Raw genomic sequence first — 25,725 nt, 5'->3', positions numbered from 1 at the left:
AGTAGAGAAGAATCATCTCTAGCCCTAAAAACAACATTTGTCTACATTATAAACTTTTGTTTATCAAACAACAAGACTTTATTCATTTTTATGAAAACTTTATTTATTTGTTTTTTTAGGAATCTCTTTTTAATCAAGATTTTCCAGTAAGTATCCGCCGGTAGAACCGGCGGTTTTAATTTCGCCCTATAAGGGCACTTTACCAACGAAGCCCCTAAAGGGACCTCTAAATTGACCGCCAACCGTTTACTCTCCCTACTTATCTTTAAATGGATCGACGTATTCTCGTTTGCTCATATTATCTCGCAAACGGTCCTCTGCTTCTTGCTCTCGTATATACTTTGCAATTGTTTTTTCGTTTAATCCAACCGTACTTACGTAATATCCTTTCGCCCAAAACGTTCGATTTCCATGATTATATTTTAAATTTGCATGTCTATCATGGATCATCAATGAACTTTTACCTTTTAAATATCCCATGAAATACGAAACAGACATTTTCGGTGGTATTTTTACCAGCATGTGTATATGATCTGGCATGGCATGTGCTTCCATTATTTCTACATCTTTCATTTCACATAGTTTTCTCAATATAGCACCTATATCTTTTCTTAATTTCCCATATACTACTTTCCTTCTGTATTTGGGAATAAATACGATATGATACTTACAATTCCATCTTGTATGTGATAAACTATTGTCGCTCGACATGAGCAGAACTCCTCTCGTTATTTGAAGTTGGTTTGACGGCCATCTTCTATTATAACGATTGGAGTTTTTTTCTAATACGACTCTACAAGTTTTATTTTCACACAGGCAGAGCCTGTGGTTTAAAAAGAGTAATCAAAAAAAGAAGACTATCCATTGTTAGTCTTCTTTTGCTACTCTTGGTTCAATTAAAATATCTACTCTTCTATTTTTTGCTCTTCCAGCAGAACTATCATTACTAGCAATAGGCTGAAACTCACCGTAACCTTTGGCGCTAAATGATTTAGGATCTAGTTTCTTGTTTTCAAGAAGTAATTTCATGAAATTTAAAGCTCTAGTCACACTTAGTTCCCAGTTGGACGCATATCGTGAATTGCGGATGGGAACATTGTCTGTATGTCCACTTATAATAATGCTTCGCGGCGGATCCATGACAAGTAAATTAGCAATTTCGGAAACAACTTTTCTGTCTTTATTGCGAACTTCGGCACTTCCAGAAGCAAAGAGTACATTATCTCTAATTGAAACATGCAAACCTTCATCCGTCAGTTCCGTATCCAGCTTATTCCCTAATTTATTCTTAGCAATATAGGCATTTACCTTTTGTTGAATCTCTGATAATTCTTGTTTATCTTTCTGTTTTTGTAATTCTTTTAGTTCTTTTTCGCTAAGATTTTTTTTATCTTTTTTATCTTCCTTTTTCTCTTGATCAGCCAAATCAACATCTGTAGTTTCACTATTCATTGACGGTGCAGGACTAGGGTATTCAAATATACCTGTCCCTCCTTGTAATTCTTTATTAAAAGCTTCTGCGATTTCAGAGAATTTTTTAGCGTCAACAGAACTCATGCCATATAAAACGATAAATAAAGCCAGCAATAAAGTAAGGATATCCGCATAAGGAACAAGCCAAGATTCATCAACATGCTCCTCATGATGTACTTTCTTTTTTTTCTTTTTACTCATTCGTATTCACACTACTTTCGCTTTCTTCAAGAAATTGTCTTCTTTCTGAAACAGGTAAATACGATGCAAGCTTTTGTTCAATTACCCTAGGCGCTTCTCCTTCTAAAATAGAAAGAACCCCTTCTATCATCAAATATTTTTGACTTGCTTCCATGTGTGATTTTCTCTTCAGTTTATTTGCAAATGGATGCCATAAAACGTATCCAGTAAATATCCCCATTAAAGTAGCAACAAACGCGGCACTAATAGCATGTCCAAGCGCTTCAGCATCAGACATATTTCCTAAAGCTGCAATCAGCCCAATTACTGCTCCAAGTACTCCCAATGTAGGGGCGTAGGTACCTGCTTGGGTAAAAATAAGCGCTCCTGTACGATGTCTCTCTTCCATTGCTTCAATTTCTTCTGTTAATACATCTCTAATATACTCTGCACTTTGTCCATCCACAGACAAAGATAAGCCATTTCTCAAAAATGGATCTTCAATTTCATCTGTTTTTGCTTCTAATGCAAGAAGTCCCTCTTTTCTAGCTAATTGTGCCCACTCTGAAAACAAGCGAATTAACTCTTTCGTATCCTGCACTTTCTGCTCCTTAAACAAGATGCCGAATAACTTTGGAACTCGTTTAATCTCTGAAGCAGGAAAGGCAATAACTACTGCTGCTACTGTACCTACTAAAATAATTAGAATAGCTGCTGGATTCAATAATACCGCAGGACTGACACCTTTAAACACCATTCCTACTCCCACAGCAATAATAGCAAGTATAATTCCTATCAAGGAAGTTTTATCCATTATTTTCACCTATCTTATTCCAAAATTTCGATTCTATGTCTTACCTTTTTTTTCGACATTTCTCTTCAAAATTTTAGTTTTATTTCATGTAAATTTCGGAAACTTCATGAATCATGACAATAGTCCTGCTTTTTTAATCGAAAAAGAGGACGGGTCATAAGAATTTCAATCAAATATACCCCCGAACAATTATACGTACACACTAAAAAATAGTCGTATAATTGTTCGGGGTTTAATTAAATTTAAGAATGAGGGTTTGTGATGATTACCGCAGCCTGAATACACTTCGCTTTCCATGGGGCAGCCGCGGAGGCTTAGGTTGCTCCCCGGGGTATTATATGTCTGTAGTGTAATAGAACGAATTGGTTTTCACCACCAAATTAGAGAATATTCGTCTTTATCCATTATATATTTGTTTTGCCCCAGCCACTCTTTTGAAATATAAGTTAGAAACCATATTTGAATCAAAACCGTAACTACTATCATTATTTCGGAAAGAATTTATTCTCTACCTTTTTCTGATATCCAGAAAAAGGATTAGAGTGACTTTCTCCTGTACGTTCTTTCATCATTTTACGAAATCGCAATAATTTTTCATTATATTTTCTTTGTAAAACTACCTTTTCTTCTTCTGTCTCACAGGAACGAATTAAATCTTCCATGGACAATAATTCTTGTCTAATCTTATCCTCTTCTAATGAATATCCAGCATTCTTGAGAACACGATAAGCCATTCGCAATTCTTTTGGTACAGAATCTAGACTATCTTTTGGGAGTGGTTTTCCGAACCCTGGAAGATGGTTAAATTCCCCGTCTTTATATGCTTTTTTTATTTTATCTTCTGAAACAAGAATCGAAAAATCCATTCATCTATCCCCTCCTTTTTTTCATAAACCTATTTCCATTATACAATTTCCACTTCTCGTCGGTATAGGATGAGCGATTTTTATAAAAAATAGAAAAGAAAGGGGTGTTATTATTGGCACGTGGAGAACATTTCAATCATAAGAAGAAACACCATCCAGGTCCGCTTCCAAAGGACACAAGAAAACATACACATACAGAGGATGCTCCTGGCGATGAAGAATTTATCGTAACACAGGAAGCTTTTAAAAACCGAATCGAAGAAGAAGAGTAAATCCATGCAATAGACGGCGTTCACGACCATTGGAAAAGGGCGCCGTCTTCCTTTTCCTCCCTTTATTTTCCTATACGTTCGAAATAGGTCTTCTATATGCTCCGCATTAATATTCAGCAAAAGCTCACTATTTCCCATTCCCCTTCTCCTCTCATGTTATACTAGAAGGTATCGTATGACTAATAAAACGATAATTATTAAATAACTTAAAATGAATAACAGAATCTGCTTCTATTATTCAAGACAGCTAAAAATTCTATTGGAAGGTGTTTAGATGAAATCTCTTGTGTTATGTGAAAAGCCAAGTGTTGCGAGAGAAATAGCCAGAGTGCTTGGTTGCAATAAATCCACTAAAAATTATTTGGAATCAGATAAATATATAGTGACTTGGGCTTTAGGCCATTTAATTGAATTAAAAATGCCCGAGCATTATGATCCCAAATTTAAAAATTGGAATTTAGATGATTTACCAATTATTCCACAGAAAATGGAATTAAAAGTGATGAAGCAAACCAGTCATCAATATAAAGCCATTGAACAACTGGCAAAAAGAAAAGATATTAAAGATTGTATTATCGCCACAGATGCAGGTCGTGAAGGAGAATTAGTCGCACGTTGGATATTAGAGAAAATCCGATTTACCAAACCAACTAAACGATTATGGATATCTTCACAAACGGACCGAGCAATAAAGGATGGCTTTAAACAACTAAAGCCGGGAAAAGATTACGATCGCTTATATCAATCCGCTGTGTGTAGAGCACAAGCAGATTGGCTAATCGGCTTAAATGTTTCAAGAGCCTTAACAACGAAATTCAATGATCCATTGTCAGCAGGGCGTGTTCAAACCCCTACTTTATCAATGGTTCTAGAGAGAGAAAAAGAAATTCAATCCTTTGTTCCAAAAGAATATTGGACCATCACTGCACAAATAGATTCTCTACAAGCGAAATATGAAAAGAATCAAGAGAGAAGAATCTTTTCAAAAGAAACAGCAGAAAAAATTGTAGCTAATACGAAAGGGAAGCAGGCAGTGGTTGAGACGCTTACCGTAAAAGAAAAAACAGAGCATCAGCCATTGCCTTATGATTTAACAGAACTCCAGCGAGACGCAAACCGCCGATTCGGTTTTTCTGCCAAAAAAACGTTAAATGTCCTGCAGAAGCTATATGAGCAACATAAACTTGTCACCTATCCGAGAACGGATTCACGATACTTAACGACAGATATGAAGAATACGATGATTGATCGCATTGAAAGTATATCCGGCGCATTTAAAGAAGAAGTTCAACCTATCTTACGCAACAAGGGGAAGGTCGAAGCAAATAATGTGTTCAATAACAATAAGGTATCTGACCACCATGCCATTATCCCGACCGAGCAGCCGGTATTTTTAAACCGGTTAGATAATGAGGAAGTAAAAATTTATGACTTAATCGTAAAAAGATTTTTGACGTTATTTTATCCAAAATATAAGTATGAAATTATTTCTACTACATTAAACATTAATGGAGCTTCCTTTGTCGCTCAAGAAACAAATATATTAGAATTAGGTTTTAAAGCTTTAGACTCTCGCAAAACAGATTCTTCAAAAAATATACAGCTTCAAGAGGGACAACAATTAAAAGTCCAATCTGTAAATTTGGAGCAAAAATTTACGGAAGCTCCATCACGTTTTACAGAAGCTGATATTCTAGGAAAAATGGAGAAATTCGGACTGGGGACTCCTGCTACGCGTGCTGAAATAATTGAAAGATTGCTTTCATCTGAGGTATTAGAAAGACAAAATGGGAAATTACATTCTACCTCCAAAGGAAAACAGCTTCTCAATCTCGTTAATGATGATTTGACTACTCCCGATTTAACGGCAAAATGGGAGCAAGAGTTAGAGGATATCGCTAAAGGAAAAGCAAATCCTCATCAATTTATGGAACAAATTAAAGAGCAGACCAAACGATTTGTCCGGGAAATAAAACAAAGTGAGAAATCGTATAAAATGCAAAATCTCACTGGCTCCAAATGTCCTGAATGTGGGTCTTTCCTAAAGGAAAAAAATACAAAAAACGGAAAAATTCTTGTATGCTCCAGTATGGATTGTTCTTTTAGTAAAAGAAAAGATCCTAAACTTTCCAACAAGCGTTGTCCACAATGCCATAAGAAAATGGAAATCCATAATGGAGTGGCCGGTACCTATTTCCAATGCAGAAACTGCAATGTAGTGGAAAAAGCTACAGACCGTAAAAAGACCATTAACAAAAGAGAAGAACGGAAACTTGTTCAGAAATACAGTAAAGACGAAAGCTTTGGAAATAGTCTAGGTGATTTATTAAAAGCCGCGATGAAAAAAGACGATTAAAAAGGTAATAGGCTGCAACTTTCGTATTCCAGCTTATAGCAACGCAATATCATCCGAAATGGTATGAATCATTTCGGATGATATTTTTTATGAAGGTTGCTACTATTCCCTATAGTTCAGTATACTCTTTGCTTCCATGAATCAGTATTATTCATTTTCCTCATCGATTATTAAACTTTTCTAATAAAGTATTCACACTTAGTTCTCTAGTGGAGGCAACTTGCCAATCCGCTTTTGCAAAAACATCTCCTTGTCCTATCCCGACAGAAAACATAGGTGTCTGCAGAATTCCACTCAAGCCTGCTTGTCCATCCTCTATAGCAGCACACTCATGATAATCGACCCCTAAGCAATCTGCTGCTGTTAAAAATATTTCTGGATCTGGTTTTCCCTTTTTCAGGGAATGTGGATCTACTATGCATTCGAACCAGTCTCTTATTCCAAAACGATCCAATAAAAAAGGTGCATTGGAACTAGAGGATGCAATCCCAAATTTAATACCCATTTCCCTAAGATCTTTCAAAAATTCATACATTCCTGGCAGCATATTTTCTACTGTGAATTCCGAAATTAAAGCTTTATAATATTCACTCTTGTGATTTCCTAACATTTCCTTTTCTCTATCTGTAAATACTTTATCTGTTTGTGCAACTAAGTCGTCAATTAGCACCTTTCGCGGAACACCTTGATATCTTAAGTTATCTTCTCTAGTAAAGGATGCCCCAATCTCCACCGCCATTTTTTTTGTTGCTTTGTAATATAAGGGAACAGTGTCTGCTATAACACCATCAAAATCAAAGATAACTGCTTGTAACCGATTAGTCATAAAAACCTCCCATAAATAAAAAAATCCATTATAGCTATTTTACCAAAAATGCTTATTATTTGTTTCTCTTGCGATAAGATCAATTATTATCCTAATGTTACGATCAATCAGTTTATTTCTCTTTCTAAAAAAGCTACAATAGAAGCAGCATCCATTCCATATTGGGATTCATGTTATACATAGAGCTAACCGCTTATAGAAAAGGAGAATAAAAATGAGTACATTTCAAGAAAATTTACAAAAATATGCTGAACTCGCAGTAAAAGTCGGTGTAAATATCCAAAAAGGACAAACACTTGTTATTAATACATCCATTGAATCTGCAGAGTTTGTTCGTCTTGTCGTAAAAGAAGCTTACCAAATTGGCGCAAGTAATGTTGTAGTCAACTGGAGTGATGATATCGTTACTCGTACAAAATACGAATTGGCACCAGATGAAGCATTTAAAGAATATCCTGAATTTAGAGCAAAAGAGACGATTTCACTTGCAGAAGAAGGGGCAGCCTTCATGTCTGTAGTATCTTCTAGTCCAGACCTTTTAAAAGGGATTGATTCTGAACGAATTAGTAACTTCCAAAAGGCTTCTGGAACAGCTTTAAGCCAATTCCGAAAATATGTACAGTCTGATAAAGTAAGCTGGACCGTAATTGCTGTTCCATCCAAAGCTTGGGCAAATCTTGTTTTCCCAGACGCTCCTGAAAACAGCAGAGTGGAGTTACTATGGGATGCTATATTTAAGGCTATTCGAGTAGATCAAGCAAATCCAATCCAAGCATGGAAAGAGCATGATAAAACACTTCATACAAAAGTGGATTACTTAAATGAAAAAGCATACAAACAGCTTCATTATACAGCTCCAGGTACAGATTTAACGATTGAACTTCCAGAAGGACATCTATGGTGTGGAGCAGGATCTATCAATGAAAAAGGTTTTGAATTCATGGCAAATATGCCGACTGAAGAAGTCTTCACTGTTCCACATAAAAAAGGAGTAAATGGAACTGTATCAAGCACAAAGCCGTTAAGCTATGGCGGAAACATTATTAATAATTTCTCCGTAACCTTTAAAGATGGTCGAATTATCGATGTAAAGGCAGAAGAAGGGGAAGAAATTCTTCGTCAATTAGTTGAAACAGATGAAGGTTCTCATTATCTTGGAGAAGTAGCTTTAGTACCACATCGTTCACCTATTTCTCAATCAAATATTCTTTACTACAATACTTTATTTGATGAAAATGCCTCAAATCACTTAGCAATCGGAAGTGCATATGCATTCTGTATTGAAGGTGGAAAAAAGATGTCAAGTGAAGAACTAGCTGAAAAAGGTTTAAACGATAGTATTACACATGTCGACTTTATGATAGGATCAGACAAAATGAATATTGACGGTATTACCGTAGACGGAAAAATAGAAGCAGTATTCAGAAATGGAGATTGGGCATTTTAATTTTAAGTAACTAAGTTCAATAAGGATGTTCCATGGAATGTTTATGTTATGAAACATTTCACGGAACATCCTTTATTTTTTACTATTCTTTTAATCTTTCTATTTTACCAAGCTAATCGATTTAATTCGTTGAGATAAGTCCAATTGGATGATTAGTTTATAGTTTCCTGCTGTATACGTAGCTATAGACCCAGCCTCTTTCGTAACAAAATCATCTGGCTTCCCGATTGTATCCTGAATCGATTGTACTGATTCTTTTAAACGAATACCTGGAATAGAAATAGAAGTAACAAGATCGGTTTTCTTATCATAGTAATAAGTAATCTCAGGAAAATCCAATTGACTATATTTCTGATTATAATCCTTGATTGTATAATTAGAATTAATTTTCTTTATCTCTTTTATATTTGTTCCGATTGGATATTGGGCGCCTATCAACATTCCTTGTTCCGCTAAATTCTTTAAACTAGAAGTAACAGATAAGTTTTTATATGGATAGTAAAATTCCGTATCATCCAGCCATTTATTGATAATTTCCTTATTTTTAATAGAAGTTCCATCTATTTTTACTAATTTCCCGCTTTTCTGCTCAAGCATCCACGTATCAAATTCCATTTGGTCGGTATCTTTTTCCCTTAAGGTTTGTATATAATTTTGTTGAATGTTTTTGATATTTTTACTATAGATACGCATTCCATAATCAGTTAGGGTAACTAATTTCCCATCATGAATGGTATAGAAATAGGCCATTACCTCATTTGCTTCTTTCCCTTGGTAAACAGCCGCAATATTTTGCTGGTTAACAAGAAATGTTCCTATATTTTTTTGCGATAAATTGAATGTCATAGGATTGGGTAATTCTAGATCTTGTTTTACTGCTTTCTTTCCGTATTCTTTCGTCCATAAGTAAAAGGCAAAGTCTCCAGTCACAATCGTATCGTCTTTTTCCCCTAGATCCGTATCTTCTACTTGCTGATATTTCCTTTCCCCTTCTCCTATAATATATAATTCATACTTTTTCTCTTTCACGTTTATATCTATTTCAAAATAAGCATTATCTTTCGTCCATTGTAAATCTTTCTTAATCACCATATGTTTTTGATCCAACTCATTTTTATGTTTCTCTGTTAGATAGGAATTTACCATAGAAGTGATTAAAATCCCTGCAATTATAATGACTCCGACCACTATTAGCCAGATATATTTATTTTTTTTCATTATCTTTCTCCTATTTTCCAAACACATCTATACTCCTTTAGAAGGAGTTAGAGTTTCACTTTATGGATAGTTGGCGTTCTAGTTGTTTAAAATCAAGCATAACTACCATAATTTCTATTATTGAAAGCTCACTAAAGATAATTCCAATTTTTTATTGAACTTCATATATACTTATTAATAGTACCAAATTGCTCTCCAATCTACAAATCTAGCTTTTTCCAGCACCTATTTCCCCCTTCTCCAAGACCTTTACCACACAACATATGGAATATCCACCGCTCACCCATTCCCCATATCCAAGGACCTAACTTGCGTCAATATAAATAAATATGAGATGATTAATAAAGCTAGCTATATATATAAATAGAGAAAACTCCGATCCTCGTGGTTTTTCTTCACTCTTGCTAATATTAAGCACCTTACTCAGTCTTTTCGGATGCCTTTTTCCTTATTGATTTCACCGCCCGTTAAAATGGAGATAAAAGATTCTTAAAATTAGGAGGGATAAAATGAAACAACTACATCTTATAATCAATGGAAGGGTACAGGGCGTAGGTTTTCGATACTTTGTCCAAATGATTGCTATGGAAAATCAGATAACCGGCTGGGTTCGCAATAAAGCAGATGGAACCGTGGAATGTATGGCTGTAGCTTCTTCTGAAACACTGCGAGCTTTTGTGGAAAAAGTAAAAAGGGGTAATCGCTTTGCCAGAGTGGACCATATAGAAATACAGGAAAGTGAGCCAGAAGAACTATTTTCGAGCTTTAAGGTTATTTATTAAATATTCCATAGGACATATTCAATTTCTGCCATGTTCTATTTTTATTAAATTATGCTTGTATAGACTTGAAAATAATAAATTTTCATGTCAGAATAATAATATTTTAAAAAACAAAATAAGATGTACATATATTATTAGGAGGATCATATGTGGAAAGACTTTAAAGCATTCGCAATAAAAGGAAACGTAATAGATTTAGCAGTAGGGGTAATTATTGGAACGGCATTCAGCAAAATTGTCAGTTCACTAGTAGATGATTTGATCATGCCGCTGTTCGCCCATTTTATTGTCGGCGTAGATTTCTCAACATGGTCTTATTCAAGTATAAATTACGGAAACTTTATACAACGAATTGTTGACTTTTTCATTATTTCTTTCTCTATCTTTTTAGTAATTCGTTTTTTAAATCGCTTTAAGAAAAAGGAAGAGGTCCAAGAAGAAGCAGTAACTGTTGATACTAAGGAAGAGCTATTAAAAGAAATCCGTGATTTACTAAAAACAGAAGTTATTCGCGATAAAGATGGTTTAAATTGAAACCTTTTTGTGCCTTGTTCGTATTACTATATAAATTAAACACAGTACAGGAGTGAAGAAAAATGTATGCATATAACCCAAGTAATGAATATATGCCTTCTGTTTTAAGAACTTTTGCTCTTTCTCTAGGAATAGCATTTATCGGAACAATGATCGGTAATTTCGTCCCAGCCAATTTATTTTTACCGTTATCAATTTTAGAGGTTGTTCTTTTATTAATCGCTATTTTCGCAAGAAGAGGAAAATCTCTATCTTATGGTTTCTTATTTACCTTTACGTTTATTTCAGGGATTACCACTTTTCCAATCGTCTCTTATTATGTATCCACAGTTGGCGGAAATGTTGTCATTAATGCTTTGGGTACTACGACAATTGTGTTTGCTGGGGTTGCTATATATGCAACAAAAACGAAGCGTGACTTCTCTTTCTTAAGAGGAATGTTACTCGCTTCCCTAATCGCTTTAATCGCTATCGGGATTTTCAATATCTTTTGGCCATTAGCAACAGGTGGCATGCTCGCGTATTCCTTCATTGGTGTCCTAGTATTTAGCGGCTATGTGTTGTATGATTTTAATCGAATGAAACATTATGGTATAACAGCAGATCAAGTCCCTTTAATGGCCTTGAATTTATATCTCGATTTTCTAAATTTATTTATAAGTATCTTACGTATTTTCGGAATTCTGTCCGAAAGAGATTAAAAAGGTTTGAGTAAAGAGGCCAAAACCTCCTTGCTCAAACCTTTTTATATGTATGCCTATAAATAATCCGCTATTTGTCTTCTAATTAATCGAATCATTTCTTCTGGATTATCTTTTATTACAAAAGAGTGCACTCCACGATTTGTATGTAAATATAGCATTTTATATTGATTACTCGAGGGCTTAAAGGAAATGTCATGGATGGTGTGTAAATGAAATGTCTGCTCGGCGCTAGTAACTCTATCACTCCATAAATCAAGACTTTTTTCTTCTTCGATTATTTCCATATTCAAGTCAATCTTTCTTGTAACAACAAAATAGGAAAGAGAAAATATTTTCACCTTTACCTCCTTGCACCTATCCCATAGTATAGAATGATTATGGATAACGAAATTAAACGCTATCCACCTGCAAAATCAGACAGTGTTATTAGACAATATTTTGGAGAATGCCATCATTTCCTGGAAAATAATTTGGTATTTCGACAACATGAAAAATCGATTTTTATCAATAATGAAAATATTCTCTTTCTCCCAGACTTTCTTTCGACAAACTTACTAGCTTTAGTATGATTTTATTTATTATTAGATAGGCAAGAGAATGACATCACATTCCCTTGCACATCATCAATAACTTCTATACTTCTTTGCAAGTTCTTCTGTTTCTTTCTTCCGTTTCTTTCGTGCTTCCGCTCGTTCCTTCGCTGATTCGTAAAGGCTCTTTTCCTCTTCTGTTTGTGGAATAACTTTGGGAACTTTTGTCGGTTTTCCATTTTCATCGATGGCAACCATCGTTAGAAAGCTAAGTGCACATAAATGGCGCTCTCCAGAAATTAGATCTTCTGCTGTTACTTTTACAAATACCTCCATGGAAGAAGTTCCTGTATAGGTAACAAAAGCTTCTAGACATACAGCATTTCCCTCATGAATTGGATACAAAAAATCGACTGAATCAGTCGAAGCAGTAACAATTCCTCTTCTTGCATGACGCATCGCCGAGATAGCAGCTGTATCATCAATATAGGCCATTAATTTGCCACCAAATAAAGTTCCATAAGTATTAGTATCTGTTGGAAAAACAATACTTGTTTTCACCACTAGTGACTCACTACAAAATTTTGACTCTTCCATAGCTCCTCCTTGCATATTCATGGGAGTTTTCTTCTTGTTTAACATATCTACCATCTTATTATATGCTAATTTAGGAGGAAGAGTCTAATATTGCTTAGATTAAGGTTATCGAAAAAAAGAATTTTTCTTCCGGGCTTTTAACAAATCCCCCATCCACCCTCGTGATTTAAGATAGAAATATACAACAACCGTGGAGCCAATAATTATTGCTAAAGAAAAAACGTAGCCGAATTTCCATTTTAGTTCTGGCATAATTTCAAAGTTCATTCCCCATAATGCTCCCCAAGCCATAATTGGTGTACATATTGTAGTGAATACCGTCAGTGTTTTCATAATTTCGTTTCCTCTATGTTGGGATACTACTTCTTCAAAATCAACGAGATTATTTAATTCTTTTTGATATTCTTCTACCAAAATTAATCCTCTTTCGATTCTCTTAGTAACACGAGCATATACCTTTCCTTTTGTGATTTCCTCGCCAAAAGCTTCCTCTAATGAGTATCTGATTTCAAGAAAAGGAATCATGACATTCTTCCAAACAAGAAGTTCATGTCTAGACTGATATACTTTATCTAATGTTTTTATACTATTTCTTTGTTTAACATCCCAAATCAATTGTTCTAACTGTTGTTCATAAGCGTCTATATGATACAAAATATCTGTCATTACTTTTCCTAGAATAACCATAAATCCTTCAATCGGTGTTTGTGCATGCTTAATCTCTTTTAATAGATTGTTTCCATCAATATGTAAACTATTATCCTTATAATCATAAGTGATTAATGTATCGCGTGATAAGAAAAAATGAAAAATTTCATAATCTTCTCTTTTATCTATTTCTCTATGGTATATAAGCGAACCACTTAATACTTCTTGATCTTCTTCTGATGTATCAATATGAAGATAGTTACTTCGATTCCCTTTTATATCGCGAAACCATGTGTTTATTAATGGACCCTTTTCAAAAGAAACTTTCTGTATATCCGCTTCTTTCAATAACTGAAACCAGTCCCAGTTCTCTAAACGGTATCTTTTCACTTGAATCTCCCCTTAAACGCTTTTCTATTATTATTCCCTGAATGACGTTTGTAAAACTTATAATAGGGTAAATAAACAATAGGATGGAACGAGAAGGAATAAAATTAGGAGGGATTATCTCATGTTTGGAAAAAATTCAATGCGTACATTTGCAATTGTCGGGGCTGGATTAGGAAGTTTTTTCCTGTTTACATCAAAAGGAAAAGACATGTTTCATCGCTTTAAAAGCAAATTCAATTCTACGCAACAAGAGGACTTACTTTCTAAAGCAGGAAATCCCGCTCCAGATGATATCGGTGACAACAATATGGTAAATGAAGGTGCTATGTATTCCGTAAATTACTATAATAAACAAAGAAATAGTAACTAGTTTCGATGCAACTAAATGAAAAGGTTCATTACTCGGACTATTCCTTTCATCTAGTAATGATTAATTAAAAGACATTTATGTACAGAATGGGAAAACTTGAATCAGTAGAGAGAATCGACTGATTCAAGTTTTCTCTCATAAATGAACTATCTTTTTATTCATAACTTTTGGCTTCAATTGATCCTTCGCCCGTTTCATTCTTGTTTTGACCGTTGATAACGGCGTTTTTGTATGGTTGCTTATCTCTACCAATGTTTGATTGTGGTAATAAAAAAGCAGTAAAGGTTCTTTGTACATATTTGGTAGTTCTTCTAATGTATCAATCATCTCTTCTTTTTCACATTTGCTCATTAATGTTTCCTCAGGTTCCAAAGCCACAGAAGTATCTCTCGCATATGTATAAACAGACTCTTCCCAAAACTTCTTAGATGTTTTCTCTTTTCTCCAGTAGTCTCTACATTTATTTAGAGCAATTTTATAGAGCCAGCTTTTCACTTTATGGTGGTCTTCAAAGCTGCCAAATGAGGTATACGCGGAAATTAATACTTCCTGATACAAATCTTCCGCTAGTTCTTTATGCTTAACAAGCGATAATATATAGATATAAATTGATTTTCCGTATTCCTTCACGACTTGTTCAAATAATTCTTCTTGATTTCCCATAGTATATGTTTTATTTATTAGGGATTCCATGTTCTTTCTTTTTCCCCTTCCCAGTTTTACGATTCTACTTAATAAACGCTTGCGCCTATGCGAATCCCTACACTTTTTTAAAAATTTTTATTGGAATTTATTCACTGGTGTCAGCCACATAGAAACTCCAATTTTTTTGCATATTGTTAAATAATGCATGGAAGCTAATATAACTGCTCCTAAATTCATCCCAATTGCAATTCCGCTCATTTGAAGCTGGCTTAGAGATCCTAAATAATAAATCGCTGCATAGGAGAATGATGTGGCCCACACACTATGAAAAACCGCATCTTTCAACAAGCCCAAACCAATTAAATATGCTTGCATGGGAATGGTGAAGTAATGTAGTAAAAAATACGGCCATAAAAGCTGCACAATTATAGCTGCCTGAGTAGAGTGAAAAAAGGTCATCGTCAGTGTGTCCGCGTAAAAATAAAAAATCCCAACAGATATTGTTCCGTAAATAGCTGTTATGATCATCACTTGCTGCAATAATCTTTGTAGTTTTGCATAGTCTTTTTGTACATACGCTTTCGAAACAGTTGGTATAAGCATTGTCATAAAACTATGGGATATAAAAGCTGGAAAAAATCCTATTGTCATCGCTATCCCTGCAAGCATCCCATACTGTTCTGTCGCATTTGCTGCTGTAATTCCTGAGGCGACAAGGGCTCCTTTAATGAGAAAAGGCTGAATGGCATGTGTTAAAGCATGAAATATTCGAAGGCCTGTTGTCGGAATAGACACAGATAACAAATCCTTCCAAATGACTTTCCCATTCATGCTTTCATTTTTCCCTTTTTTAATTCGTTGATATTGCACAAAAAACATATGCAATAAGTACAATAATACGACTGTATCACTCCCTACAATGGTAAAAAAGGCAATCAATACAGAAGTATTTAAATCAAAGGAAAACCATTGAAACAAAAAGACTAATAAACCTAGTTGAATAATTTTTTTCAAAAAATTAGAAGCTGCAATTTTCCCCATTTGCTGTTTTCCCATAAAATAACCTCTTGCAATAGAAGTAAAGGAAATAATCGGCAATAGAAGAATAACTAGCCACTTCAAGAGTGGATGATAGGCATAAAAAATAGGGATAAAAGGTATGATGATAGATGCGATGGTGGTTAGAAAAATACTAAAAATAATGGTCCACTTTAATACTTGCTGCAGCATCGATAAATGATACTTGGAATCTTTTTCAGCAATAAATTTCGAAATGGATGTTGGCAATTCAAAGGTAGCAAGCAGTACAATAAGAAAGATAGTAGGTAATATGGTCATAAATAAACCTAGTCCATGTTCTCCAAGTTCCCTTGCCATTACCATATTAATAATGAATTCAATACATTCGCCAAAAAACGCGGTAACAATTAATAAAAAGGTCCCTTTATAAAATGAACTCATGAATCTCTCCCTCAATCTATCTTCCACAAGCATGTAAGTAAAAGATGTGTGTTTATTTTCTCTTCTTTAACATCATATGAGACAAGTTCAAAAAATATTTTCCTAGATTGTCTTTTTCTTTATTGAAGAGAGAGAAATGTCTTAATTAAACGTTTGATTAAGGGACCTATTCCATTTCATTTAAGGATTTTTTATTAATTGTTTATTCTACAAGCGAGTGTTTAAAAGCATAAATGACAGCCTGCGTGCGATCCTGTACTTGCAGTTTACTTAATATATTACTTACATGTGTTTTAACCGTTTTTAGAGCAATAAATAATTGGTCAGCAATTTCCTGATTACTCTTCCCTTCCGCCATTAACAAGAGAATCTCCATTTCTCGGGTAGTTAGCTCTTCGTGCAGAGGTGTAGATTTCTTTTCTCGCATTTTTGTCATCATTTTATCGGTGACTTCAGGCTCTAGGACAATTTGGCCTTGATATGTTTCGCGCACAGCTCTTGCAATTTCACTCGCCTTGGATGTTTTGAGCATATAACTTGTAGCCCCCGCCTGCAAAGCAGGATATACCTTTTCATCATCAAGAAAACTGGTAACAATAATAATCTTTGCATCCTGCCAAGCGTCTATTATTTGCCTCGTTGCCTCAATTCCATCCATTTCATCCATTACTAAATCCATCAAAATCACATCTGGCTTTAATTGAAGAGCAAGCTCGACAGCTTTACGGCCATTTTCCGCCTCTGCAACAACTTCAATATCTGTCTGTGCAGATAAATAAGAAGAGACTCCAATCCGCACCATTTCATGATCATCCACTAGCAATACTCTAATCATTTAAATCCTCCTTTCTTCCCAAAATCGGTACTTTCACTTCTAATCTTGTTCCTTTATTTTCCAAACTTATCAATTTTAATACTCCACCAATTTCGGCTGCTCTTTCGTGCATATTTTGAAGTCCATAAGATCCTGCTTTTCTCTTATCCACATTAAAGCCGACACCATCATCGATGATTCGCAATATAACAAATGCCTCCCTTTGAATAAGCTGTACTTCTAGGGAATTTGCTTTCGCGTGTCGTAATGTATTGGATACCGATTCTTGAAGAATTCGAAAAAGATGATCTTCAATTCCTTTATCCAAATCGATATCTTCTAGTTTCATTTCTATTTCTAAAGATACCTTTTGCTGAAGTTCATGTAATAATTCAACAATTCCCGCTTTTAACGTTTTCCCTTTTAAAGCGATTGGTCGTAAATGAAGTAATAAAGCTCTCATCTCTAATTGAGACTGTTGAATCGTTTCCTCTACTAACTGTAATTGTCGTGATTCATGATCATTCGTTTTCGGTCTTGTTTCATTAATTGCTGATAACAGCATCGATGCCGCAAATAATTGCTGGCTAACCGAATCGTGCAATTCTCTGGCCAGACGATTCCGCTCTGCAATAATGACAGTTTGAACCTTCACCTCTTGATCTTCCGCTTTCTCATTTACGAGTTTCTGAGATAACTTCGTTTGTTCCACTAATTGATTCTGCAGTTGAATGATTCTATAGCTTAAAGATTGGAGCTCCTCTGTTGAACCAATTGGCTGAACTGGATAATACTCCATTTTATCCATTGTATGTAAGGTTTCTTCCATGGAACGAATTTGTTTTTTCCAAGAAAATCCTGATAAATAACCAATTAAAACACCTAATGTAATATCCACACTGATTAAAAATAAAATAAATGGAACATCCATTACTTCTTTTTCCCACAAAGCACTCCAGTTTGACGGTGGAAAGACGATTAGATAGCTTATAGAAAAAAATACAAGTAAAAGAAGGGATGCACTTACTCCCCACAAAATTTGTCTTGTTATAATACTCATATTCTTTTCACCTCTAAGCTACCTGTAATTAATGAGGTGAAGATTTTCACTCTCGTCTCAGCCTGATCAAATCCAGCTGTCCGAATGCTTATATTTTGATTCCAAATCTTTTCTTCTGCTTCGCTAAATATTTGATAGGAACCAAATAAACTAGAATGGTGGATACTGACTTCCATATCATAAGGGATATATACCTTCACATCTCCGACAATATTTCGAATCATCATAACTGTTTCACCCTCTGGTAACACCGTGTAGCTAAGGTCCACAGTAGTATTCGTTATGCCACCCTGAATGTTGATATCATCCCATTCATATACATGATCTGGGGTGATATTACGGCTAAAGAGAGAATTCGTAAACAAGGGCTTTTTCTTTATTATAGTTTCTTCTGTCTGTATGGCCGTTTCCTTATCTCTTATGATTGGTTTAATAATATCCTCGGTATTCTTTTTTTGAAATAATTGAAAAAGGTAATAAGCAAGGAGTGTAAACAAGATAATTTTCACTGTAACCATATTTAATATACTAACGATTAAAAGCAGGCTCCCTATCCAAAAAAGAATCTTCCCAGCTCCGCCGTTCCGTGATTTCTTTGATATATAAATCATGCCAATTGAAACAAGAAGGGAAAAGATTAGTCCGGGATTAAAGACGAAGATTTCTAATAACAAAAAACCTCCAACAATATAAACCCAATTTGCATAGTTATCTTTTATTTGTTTAAACATTGGCTATTCTCTCCCTTCTTTATTTTATTTGGATGAATATCTTTAAATAATAGAAGGCTGGCTTTACATGCTCCAGCCTCTTTTAGGATACCATTTTTTTATAAGGAAATGGAGTCATCTTCTTTTTTTAACATATCTTTCTCTAATGCTGCTAACTTTTCGTCCATTGTTTGTTTATAGTATTCTGTATTTATTTTTTCTTCTAACGTTTCTATATATTGTTCCATTTCACTGAATCGCGTTGGATTTGTTGGATTCGCCTGTTTTTCTTCTAAAACTTTATTCATTGTATGATGGGCTTTGGTTATATTTTCTTTTGCCATCAGCTCCATCTGGCGTATTTTCATATCCTTCAATTTATGCTTCATGTCCATATATTTCGTTTCTATTTCATGCAATTGCTGCTCTGTATTTTTTAACGACTCTGTTAAGCGTGCTACTCTTTCTTCATAATGAGTCTGCTCTTGTTTAGCATAAGCAGAAAGTTCTTCTTCCTCTGCTTTGCTTGCCACCTCAGCCTGTCTTTGTCTTTTCTCCGCCATTTGTTCAGCCTGTTGTAATTCCTTCATGAATTCTTCTTTTAATTTATATTGTCTTTCGACCATTTTTTTTACTTTATCTGTCTCTTTCTCACATTCTCTTACATATTGATTTAAAAGCGCGATTGGATTTTTTTCTTCCTTCTTATCTAATAAATGATTAATGTCGGCCATTACCGTATTTTTTATTCTTTCTAATAGATTTGTCATGTTAACCTCTCCTTATTTATTGAATTCTGACCACTGTTTTTCAAAATTTACAAAAGGGTCATCCGTTGTTTTATTTGTAATAATGTTTTGCTTGTTGTTCCACTTTTTGTAAACAAGATACAATACATATGCGGCTGCTAATCCGATGATAGCAGGCAGGTTACTAGCCGTTATGATAAGCATAATCACTCCGGCTATTCCCCACCACAGCTTACCTGATGAGCTTGTTGCTTTCGTGTATTGCTTAAAGGCAAAATAAAGAATTGCTGCACTAATAACTAAACCGAGTATTGGACCTATCTGTGATAATAGGATGATAGAGGCAACTGCCCCAATAAGAAATAAACCAAATTTTTTCATTTTACTTTTCGCTCCTTTCTTATCTACTATGTTACCTCCTTCAAGTTTTTTTCATAACATGCCTTAGCTTGATTTTCCACTACAACTTTAGTCTTAGAGAATACTAATCCTAAAAAAACAAAGAAAAAACTGTTCATAATGGAACAGTTTCAGACTGTAGACAAACTCCTGTATTTTGGAAATAGAAGTTTGAGTAAAGTATATTTATTAATCTCTTTGAATTTAGACGTTACTTTCCGCTCCGGGGGTTCGCTTTCCGCGGGGCTCGCGCTGAGCCGCTTCGGCTTACAGCCTGCAGGGTCTCAGACTGTCTCGCTAATCCCACAGGAGTCTCACCCCCTCTACTCCAAGCAACACATGAAAATGCATTTTCACTTCTCCAATATCTTTTTGTCGACAAGCTGAAACTGTTCATAATGGAACAGTTTTTCTTCTACAGTAATTATTTTTCTGTGCCTGTCAAAAAGCTCTTGGAGCGAATTCCTGATCTTCTAAGAACAAAATCTACATCTACTTTAATATCTGCTTTTGAAAATTCTTGATTCCACTTGTCTTTTATTTTCATAAATGAATCATAGTCTTGCCTTCTCATTGCTTCTCCAAATCCGAAAATATCCGTTTCGTATTGGCTTTGAACATGTGAAATGGTATTCGATATTTCTTGGGATAAAGCTTTATTCACTAGCTTTTCATATTTTTCAATGGTCCCCAGCTTATCCACACTTTTATAGCATTGCGTACCCTCAAGATATCCTTCCGCTTTTATCCCAACATGAATTACAGGCTTATTATTCTTCCATTTAGAAGTTGTTTCTGTTTGCGATTCTGTTACACGAATAGCACTATAGTCTCCCTGTCTGCATTTAATGGTAAAAGAAGTAGTTTTTAATTCATTCCGAACCCACAAATAATTTCTCGAATCTTCCATGCTCAGAAAATCGATCAATTTACCCTTTTTAAATATCGCCAGAGAATCAACGACTATTATTGCATCCGGAGTTACCTTCATGATATTTTCCATACTATTTCCTTTTTCTACATCTCCTTTTAAACGGACAGTTGCTAATACTGGTTCTTTTCCTTCTAGGTTCAGTTCGGAGATAAACTCAATAATACTCATTCCCGGGTCTCCTCCCCAATCCTCTAATAAATGATCCAATTGTGGAGATAACTTTAAAGAGGATGCCTTTCTATAATGGGCAACTACTTTTAAGATATCTTCTGCCTTTCCATCTTTTGCAATAATAATTTTAAAGTCATCCCGTATCTCCCTATTTCTTTCCAAAAAGTCAATAAAATCAAGCATTCCCGACCTAGCTATTTCCTCACTGATTACCAGTATCTTCATATGAGAGAACACTAGAAACTGTGCATAGTACTCATTTAAGTGATGCGTAATTTCAGAAATAGTATTTCCCTCAATGCCCTCTACTATTGTGGGCGCATTTCCGGCAGCCGTTTGGGTATTTAATTCTACTGCATTCAATGCCTCTACTGTCAATTTATATTTTGCATTTTCGCCTTTATCAATGGACATCCCTGATACTAATTTAATTTCTGATAATTCTTTTCGATCCCAACAACCAGTTAATAGAAACAAACAGTTTAGTATACATAGAAAGACACAAATTTTCTTCACTTTTCCTTCCTACTTTCCGGTTTAGGCGGAGATGGGGACCCTTGTGGCTTTTGCCTATTCTTTACATTTGGACTTAAATAGGAAGAACGCTTATTAATGGACCATAGTGGAAAGCGAACAAATACATCTTTTTGATCTTCGACAATAAATGGAGCAACAGGTGCTAAATATGGAACTCCAAAGGAACGAAGAGAACTTAAGTGTGCAACCATAAATACAAGTATTAAAAGAACACCATATAACCCTAAAATAGAGGCAACAATGATAAGAACAAATCGAATAAGTCTAGATGCGTTCGCGAAGCTATAATTGGGAAAAACGAAATTAGCAATCGCAGTGATTGCCACGATGATAACCATAATATTGGAAATAATTCCTGCTTCAGCGGCTGCCTGTCCAATTACTAAAGCCCCTACAATCGAAACCGTCTGACCAACGGCCCGGGGCATCCTTACTCCTGCTTCCCTTAAAATTTCAAAGGTAATTTCCATGATAAATACTTCTACTACAGCTGGAAAAGGTACATCCTCCCGCTGTGCAATAACACTCAGTAATAAAGTGGTTGGCAGCAGCTCTGGGTGAAAAGTCAAAACTCCTACATAAGCGGAAGGCATGATTAAACCAATCATAAAAGATAGATAGCGAATTAAACGTACGAAACTACTCATAAAATAGTTTTGATAGTTATCTTCAGGAGAAGTAAAAAAATCAGTCAGTACTGCTGGAACAATTAATACAAATGGCGATCCATCAATGATGATGACAATTTTTGCATCCATTAAATAGGTAGCTACTGCATCCGGACGCTCTGTATTCATTGCTAATGGAAAAACAGTCAAGCTTTTATCTACAATTAATTCCTCAATATTCGCTGACTCAAATACAGCTGAAATATCAATTTTATTTAATCGATTCCTTACTTCTGTTACTATTTTTTCATTTGCAATCGAATACATATACCCCATGTATACATTCGTACGTGTTTCGTTTCCTATCATAAATTTTTCAAAACGCAATTGGTGATTTCTTATTCTTTTTCTTATTAAATTGATATTTGTGGAGGCATCTTCTACAAAAGAGTCCTTAGGTCCCCGTACAACTGTCTGTGTAGTAGGCTCTGCTACTGTTCTGCCTTCACTATTTAAATAATTTAAACTAAGTGCCTGCCCAACGCCTCTAAAAACAATAACAATACGTCCTTCCAAAAGAGAAGAAACGATTTCATTGACCTTTTTTAATAATTTATATCCTGAAACGCCAAAACTTTTTTTACTTAAACGTTGTAGATCTTCAATTGTATCAACAACAATATCTTTATCGGCTGAATTCTCTAACGTATTTCCTAACATCTCTTTTAACATTTCTGTATTAACTACTGTTTCTAAATAATAAATACAGCCTTCACTTTTTCCTACCCGTATCACATCTGACTGCAGATCAGCTGTATTTCCAAAGGTTAAACTTATCACCTCTCTCAATGCCTCAAAGGTAAGTTCATCAATCCCTATTTCTTTCGCTTCGGTCGGTACGACTTTAGAGGGTATTTCTTTTTTGCTATTTATAGACATCAATTTTTTAAAATAATTCATATTTTCAACCCCCTTTTTTCATCCCTTTGTTCTTTCCATTTTTTTATTAATAGTACAAATGTAATCAAAATAGGTACCATAAATTCCAGTGGAACATGAAGAAGAAACATATCTACATTTAATCCTTCAACAATATGGTCCGAAAAATCGGAAGAAATGAAGATAGTAAACATCGTTGTGACACAGGCAACTGGCATAGCAAAATATCGGTAAGGTATCCGAAAAATATACTCCATTCCTTTTAAGCCGCCATATAGAAACACAGAACCTTTAATTAATATTCCTAACATCATAATAAACACTACGAGCACGTCGATCCTTTCCAAAAACTCTCCTATACTGACAAGTCTTGCCGCTATCAATAATGGAAAATTGGCTCGTACTGCTGTATTTTCCCCTAGTGTGGCTATAATGATGAAAACCGATGATAGTAAGATAATACTTGCGACAACAACACTAACTAAAGCTACCTTCTTCGTTGCTTTAAAATCTCCAATATGAGCGAAAATAACCGTAAATGCTATCAACTCTCCATATGGGAAGGCAACGATGGATGGAATAGCTGCTTTCATTATTGGCTTCATACCATTACTTAAAACTGGCTGCACATTAGTAAGGTTTATTTTTTCACCAACATATAAAAAGATAAACAGCAGGATGATAAATAAAAACATATAGGGACTAAATATTTCAGCTGTTCTTCCTAATACTTCAATTCCTAAATATAAGATATAGCCAATTACTAACATAAGCGCTAATATTGTAAATTCGATAGGTGTCACAGGCAGAATGGCAGATGTGATTAGTTCCCCAAAGTCTCTAATTACTCTTGCAGACACATAGAGGAAATAACTTAAGTATACGAGAGCTAATACGATAGCAACTTTTCTAGAAAAGCAATATTCCATCATCTCATATAAGTTTTTCCCAGGAAGCAATGACATTAAATAAAGATAAAAACTTATTATAATTACGCCGACAATCATACCAATTAAAACAACTATCCATGCGTCTCTTTTGGCATCAATTCCTATACCAATTACGATAGAACTTCCCAAAAGGAAATTTATAATCATCGTAAATATTTGGGTTAAAGATAGTTTTTCTGTCAACATAATCACTCAGCACCTTATCGGTTTTAATTTAATGTAATCAGAATTAGATCGTCGCTACTTCCTAAAACACATTCTGTCCTCTACTTTTTACGTTTTTCTTGGAGTTAAATTTATTCCAATGTTTTATTAACATGATAAATACCATTAATGCCGGCAGGCCAAATTGTAAAGGAATATGTAAAAGAAAAGGATTAGACTGTAATCCCTCCTCCATATGATCGGTATAATTTCGAGCAATTAATGTGGTAAATACCCCTACAATACAGATCATCGGAATCGAAAAATACCGAAATGATTGATCAAAAATGTACTCGATTGCTTTTAATCCGCCATATATATAAATACAGCCTTTTACAAGTGTTCCGAGCATCATACAAAAAACAACAATAGCATCGATTCGTTGTAAAAAATTCCCTATAGAAACTAGTCGAGCTGAGCTTAATAAGGGAAAATTGGAACGTAATCCAAGCTCATGTCCTAAAGACAAAATAATCATGACGGAGGTTACTAACAATAATAAACTTGAAATCAAAACACTATAAATAATAATTTTTTTACTGTACTTAGCATTTGAAACATTGCTCATTATGAAAGTTAAAACGAGTAATTGTCCATACGGTCGTACAATTTCATAGGGAAACACAGCAGTCCATAAAGGCTTAAATCCGCCAGCTAATACCGGTTTTATATTTGAAAAATCAAGGTTTTTACCAGCATATAAGAAAATAAATAAAAGCAGGACAAAGATAAATGCATAAGGCGTGAATATCTCTGCTGTTCTCGCAAGAACCTCCACACCCATATACAATATGTATCCCATTACGAACACCAGCATAATGGTGGAAATCTCAATTGGCGTTAAGGGAAGCACGGTACTTGCTATCAACTCTCCAAAATCACGTATTATTCGACAGCTATAATAAAAAAAATAAGCTGCATAAACGAGACTGAGCCCCTTTGCAATTGGCCGATTAAAGCAATATTCGAACATCTCAAATAAGTTTTTCTCTGGGGCTAAAGAAATCATATAGATAAAAAATAAGGTGATGATAATTCCTAATCCTAAAGCAATCAGAAGTACAATCCATGCATCCTCTTTTGCTTTTAATCCAAGACCTATTACAATCGTACTTCCAATTTGGAAATTAAAAACAACTGCCGCCAATTGAGTTAACGAAATGCTTTCTTTTAACATGGCTGTAACACACTTCCTTTTAGAAAAGCGCAAGCGCCTCATCTTTTGCTTTAATATTATCCTCCAACCCTGAAAGAAACTTCTATACTATATGCAACTGGTATTAAATAGAGGATTATCCTTGGGTTTTCTGCTTGCTTTGTTTTTTATTTTTCCATAATCGAATATCAACTACGACTGACCAGACAAAGCCTAATATTGCAGTAAATACAATCGTAATGGCTCCTGCACCAACTTCTGCTTCGTATATTCTTTTTACACATTTCATAAATCCCTCATGAAACACAAAAATATCCAGACCTACTGTTAAAATGCCCATAGATGTAAATATTAATAGATAAGCAAAAGTTACCATTTAAC

The 25,725-nt window shown here is 34.8% G+C and carries 28 protein-coding genes; 7 read left to right on the top strand and 21 right to left on the bottom strand.

The genetic code is table 11. The features are described from left to right. Nucleotides 1–255: 255 nt before the first annotated feature. From tnpA to NX902_RS03595, 4 genes are all read right to left on the bottom strand, one after another. Nucleotides 256–711 carry an IS200/IS605 family transposase gene (gene tnpA / locus NX902_RS03610; RefSeq protein WP_095330205.1) on the bottom strand — a complete coding sequence of 152 codons (456 nt, stop codon included), beginning with the start codon at nucleotides 709–711 and terminating at the stop codon, nucleotides 256–258. A 156-nt stretch (nucleotides 712–867) separates the two neighbouring features. Continuing rightward, on the bottom strand, nucleotides 868–1,674 hold the full coding sequence (gene motB / locus NX902_RS03605) for a flagellar motor protein MotB (RefSeq protein ID WP_095330700.1): 807 nt from the start codon (nucleotides 1,672–1,674) through the stop codon (nucleotides 868–870). Beyond that, nucleotides 1,667–2,467 (bottom strand): flagellar motor stator protein MotA, encoded by an 801-nt coding sequence (gene motA, locus NX902_RS03600; RefSeq protein ID WP_095330698.1) that lies wholly within the window; start codon nucleotides 2,465–2,467, stop codon nucleotides 1,667–1,669. Before motA ends, motB begins: the two co-directional genes overlap by 8 nt. A 485-nt stretch (nucleotides 2,468–2,952) precedes the next feature. Continuing rightward, a complete protein-coding gene (locus NX902_RS03595; RefSeq protein WP_095330697.1) occupies nucleotides 2,953–3,333 on the bottom strand; it encodes a DnaJ family domain-containing protein in 381 nt (126 codons plus the stop codon). A 113-nt stretch (nucleotides 3,334–3,446) separates the two neighbouring features. Here NX902_RS03595 and NX902_RS03590 point away from each other — a divergent pair, with 113 nt between their 5' ends. Continuing rightward, nucleotides 3,447–3,605 (top strand): hypothetical protein, encoded by a 159-nt coding sequence (locus NX902_RS03590; RefSeq protein ID WP_162837578.1) that lies wholly within the window; start codon nucleotides 3,447–3,449, stop codon nucleotides 3,603–3,605. A gap of 274 nt (nucleotides 3,606–3,879) precedes the next feature. After that, nucleotides 3,880–5,961: a DNA topoisomerase III gene (locus NX902_RS03585; protein ID WP_163186768.1), complete on the top strand. Its 2,082-nt coding sequence runs from the start codon at nucleotides 3,880–3,882 to the stop codon at nucleotides 5,959–5,961. Between the two features lie 160 nt (nucleotides 5,962–6,121). Here NX902_RS03585 and pgmB read toward each other — a convergent pair whose 3' ends face one another. Beyond that, nucleotides 6,122–6,787 (bottom strand): beta-phosphoglucomutase, encoded by a 666-nt coding sequence (pgmB, locus tag NX902_RS03580; RefSeq protein ID WP_163186766.1) that lies wholly within the window; start codon nucleotides 6,785–6,787, stop codon nucleotides 6,122–6,124. Nucleotides 6,788–7,001: 214 nt separating this feature from the next. Between pgmB and NX902_RS03575 the strand changes: the two genes are divergently transcribed. Next, nucleotides 7,002–8,234, top strand: a complete 1,233-nt coding sequence (locus NX902_RS03575; RefSeq protein WP_163186764.1) for an aminopeptidase — start codon at nucleotides 7,002–7,004, stop codon at nucleotides 8,232–8,234. Between the two features lie 99 nt (nucleotides 8,235–8,333). Here the strand turns inward: NX902_RS03575 and NX902_RS03570 are convergent, their stop codons facing one another. Beyond that, nucleotides 8,334–9,452, bottom strand: coding sequence for a DUF4309 domain-containing protein (locus tag NX902_RS03570; protein ID WP_163186762.1), 1,119 nt, complete (start codon nucleotides 9,450–9,452; stop codon nucleotides 8,334–8,336). A 509-nt stretch (nucleotides 9,453–9,961) separates the two neighbouring features. On the opposite strand from NX902_RS03570, the gene NX902_RS03565 reads away from it, so the two are divergent. From NX902_RS03565 to NX902_RS03555, 3 genes are all read left to right on the top strand, one after another. Then, nucleotides 9,962–10,234 carry an acylphosphatase gene (locus NX902_RS03565; protein WP_163186759.1) on the top strand — a complete coding sequence of 91 codons (273 nt, stop codon included), beginning with the start codon at nucleotides 9,962–9,964 and terminating at the stop codon, nucleotides 10,232–10,234. 147 nt (nucleotides 10,235–10,381) lie between these two features. Continuing rightward, the gene (mscL, locus tag NX902_RS03560; protein ID WP_095330689.1) at nucleotides 10,382–10,768 is read left to right on the top strand and encodes a large conductance mechanosensitive channel protein MscL; all 387 of its coding nucleotides are present in this window, start codon (nucleotides 10,382–10,384) and stop codon (nucleotides 10,766–10,768) included. 62 nt (nucleotides 10,769–10,830) lie between these two features. After that, nucleotides 10,831–11,469: a Bax inhibitor-1/YccA family protein gene (locus NX902_RS03555; protein ID WP_095330688.1), complete on the top strand. Its 639-nt coding sequence runs from the start codon at nucleotides 10,831–10,833 to the stop codon at nucleotides 11,467–11,469. Between the two features lie 56 nt (nucleotides 11,470–11,525). Here NX902_RS03555 and NX902_RS03550 read toward each other — a convergent pair whose 3' ends face one another. The 3 genes from NX902_RS03550 to NX902_RS03540 form a co-directional block, all read right to left on the bottom strand. Next, a complete protein-coding gene (locus NX902_RS03550) occupies nucleotides 11,526–11,810 on the bottom strand; it encodes a hypothetical protein (RefSeq protein WP_095330686.1) in 285 nt (94 codons plus the stop codon). Between the two features lie 285 nt (nucleotides 11,811–12,095). Then, nucleotides 12,096–12,599: an acyl-CoA thioesterase gene (locus tag NX902_RS03545; RefSeq protein ID WP_095330730.1), complete on the bottom strand. Its 504-nt coding sequence runs from the start codon at nucleotides 12,597–12,599 to the stop codon at nucleotides 12,096–12,098. Between the two features lie 105 nt (nucleotides 12,600–12,704). Then, complete coding sequence (locus NX902_RS03540) at nucleotides 12,705–13,637, bottom strand: magnesium transporter CorA family protein (RefSeq protein WP_095330684.1); 933 nt, start codon at nucleotides 13,635–13,637, stop codon at nucleotides 12,705–12,707. A gap of 121 nt (nucleotides 13,638–13,758) precedes the next feature. On the opposite strand from NX902_RS03540, the gene NX902_RS03535 reads away from it, so the two are divergent. Continuing rightward, complete coding sequence (locus tag NX902_RS03535; protein WP_047941743.1) at nucleotides 13,759–14,007, top strand: hypothetical protein; 249 nt, start codon at nucleotides 13,759–13,761, stop codon at nucleotides 14,005–14,007. A gap of 135 nt (nucleotides 14,008–14,142) precedes the next feature. Here NX902_RS03535 and NX902_RS03530 read toward each other — a convergent pair whose 3' ends face one another. From NX902_RS03530 to NX902_RS03475, 12 genes are all read right to left on the bottom strand, one after another. Then, the gene (locus NX902_RS03530; RefSeq protein ID WP_286167744.1) at nucleotides 14,143–14,670 is read right to left on the bottom strand and encodes an RNA polymerase sigma factor; all 528 of its coding nucleotides are present in this window, start codon (nucleotides 14,668–14,670) and stop codon (nucleotides 14,143–14,145) included. A 117-nt stretch (nucleotides 14,671–14,787) separates the two neighbouring features. Continuing rightward, nucleotides 14,788–16,113, bottom strand: coding sequence for a polysaccharide biosynthesis protein (locus NX902_RS03525; RefSeq protein ID WP_163186757.1), 1,326 nt, complete (start codon nucleotides 16,111–16,113; stop codon nucleotides 14,788–14,790). Between the two features lie 202 nt (nucleotides 16,114–16,315). Beyond that, nucleotides 16,316–16,948 (bottom strand): response regulator, encoded by a 633-nt coding sequence (locus NX902_RS03520; RefSeq protein ID WP_123259994.1) that lies wholly within the window; start codon nucleotides 16,946–16,948, stop codon nucleotides 16,316–16,318. Beyond that, entirely contained in the window at nucleotides 16,941–17,987 is a 1,047-nt protein-coding gene (locus NX902_RS03515; RefSeq protein WP_095330678.1) for a sensor histidine kinase, read from the bottom strand. The genes NX902_RS03520 and NX902_RS03515 overlap by 8 nt, the downstream gene beginning before the upstream one ends. Then, nucleotides 17,984–18,718 carry a cell wall-active antibiotics response protein LiaF gene (liaF, locus tag NX902_RS03510; protein ID WP_123258877.1) on the bottom strand — a complete coding sequence of 245 codons (735 nt, stop codon included), beginning with the start codon at nucleotides 18,716–18,718 and terminating at the stop codon, nucleotides 17,984–17,986. Before liaF ends, NX902_RS03515 begins: the two co-directional genes overlap by 4 nt. Before the next feature lie 98 nt (nucleotides 18,719–18,816). Beyond that, complete coding sequence (locus NX902_RS03505) at nucleotides 18,817–19,467, bottom strand: PspA/IM30 family protein (protein WP_163186755.1); 651 nt, start codon at nucleotides 19,465–19,467, stop codon at nucleotides 18,817–18,819. Nucleotides 19,468–19,479: 12 nt separating this feature from the next. After that, nucleotides 19,480–19,827 carry a lmo0954 family membrane protein gene (locus NX902_RS03500; protein ID WP_163186753.1) on the bottom strand — a complete coding sequence of 116 codons (348 nt, stop codon included), beginning with the start codon at nucleotides 19,825–19,827 and terminating at the stop codon, nucleotides 19,480–19,482. 442 nt (nucleotides 19,828–20,269) lie between these two features. Then, nucleotides 20,270–21,466, bottom strand: a complete 1,197-nt coding sequence (locus NX902_RS03495) for a Ger(x)C family spore germination protein (RefSeq protein ID WP_341160550.1) — start codon at nucleotides 21,464–21,466, stop codon at nucleotides 20,270–20,272. Next, complete coding sequence (locus NX902_RS03490) at nucleotides 21,463–23,055, bottom strand: spore germination protein (RefSeq protein ID WP_163187345.1); 1,593 nt, start codon at nucleotides 23,053–23,055, stop codon at nucleotides 21,463–21,465. The genes NX902_RS03495 and NX902_RS03490 overlap by 4 nt, the downstream gene beginning before the upstream one ends. Beyond that, nucleotides 23,052–24,170 (bottom strand): GerAB/ArcD/ProY family transporter, encoded by a 1,119-nt coding sequence (locus tag NX902_RS03485; RefSeq protein ID WP_341160549.1) that lies wholly within the window; start codon nucleotides 24,168–24,170, stop codon nucleotides 23,052–23,054. The genes NX902_RS03490 and NX902_RS03485 overlap by 4 nt, the downstream gene beginning before the upstream one ends. A gap of 61 nt (nucleotides 24,171–24,231) precedes the next feature. Further along, the gene (locus NX902_RS03480; RefSeq protein ID WP_163187349.1) at nucleotides 24,232–25,365 is read right to left on the bottom strand and encodes a GerAB/ArcD/ProY family transporter; all 1,134 of its coding nucleotides are present in this window, start codon (nucleotides 25,363–25,365) and stop codon (nucleotides 24,232–24,234) included. A gap of 115 nt (nucleotides 25,366–25,480) precedes the next feature. After that, complete coding sequence (locus tag NX902_RS03475) at nucleotides 25,481–25,720, bottom strand: hypothetical protein (RefSeq protein ID WP_163187351.1); 240 nt, start codon at nucleotides 25,718–25,720, stop codon at nucleotides 25,481–25,483. Nucleotides 25,721–25,725: the final 5 nt, after the last annotated feature.

The sequence above is a fragment of the Niallia sp. FSL W8-0954 genome (assembly GCF_038005605.1).
Classification (GTDB): domain Bacteria; phylum Bacillota; class Bacilli; order Bacillales; family Cytobacillaceae; genus Niallia; species Niallia circulans_A.
The sequence above is the reverse complement of the archived record's forward strand: the minus strand, read 5'-3'. Positions and strand labels throughout refer to the sequence as shown.